Here is a 604-nt window from a genome sequence, read left to right as displayed (position 1 = left end):
ACAATCGCACGGCAAGTTGATGGCGGCCATGGAGAAATTGCGTTACTTCGAAGCCGTCAAACAAGAACGTCAGCAGTATTTTGATGAGCTGGGCCAAATGCGTGAACAAAAATCCCGTTTGGAAACGCAGCTTCGTGAGCAGCAGGCGCGCCACGAGCAAATGAATCAGGCTAATGCGGAAAAACTGCAAATTTTAGAGCAGGCCGAAGTGCGTCTGAAACAACAGTTTGAGCACCTTGCCAATCAACTGTTTGAAGAGAAAACCGCGAAAGTCGATTTGCAAAACCGTCAAAGTTTAGAAGGGTTGTTGTCACCGTTAAAAGAGCAGTTAGAAGGTTTCAAAAAGCAAGTCAACGACAGCTTTAGCCAAGAAGCTAAAGAGCGTCATACGTTGGTGCATGAGCTGAAAAATCTGCAACGCCTCAATGAACAAATGACTCGAGAAGCCGTGAACCTGACCCAAGCGCTCAAAGGCGATAACAAACAGCAAGGTAACTGGGGTGAAGTGGTGTTGGCGCGCGTTTTAGCCGAATCGGGGCTGCGCGAAGGGCACGAGTACGAAACGCAAGTGAACCTACAGAGCGAAGCGGGCAAGCGTTACCAA

The 604-nt window shown here is 48.8% G+C and carries 1 protein-coding gene; it reads left to right on the top strand.

The features are described from left to right. The coding region (gene rmuC / locus R7040_RS27925; RefSeq protein WP_318097813.1) for a DNA recombination protein RmuC at positions 1 to 604 on the top strand (604 nt) is incomplete at both ends.

Source organism: Vibrio sp. 1069 (genome assembly GCF_033340555.1).
This window is presented reverse-complemented; position numbering and strand designations above follow the sequence as displayed.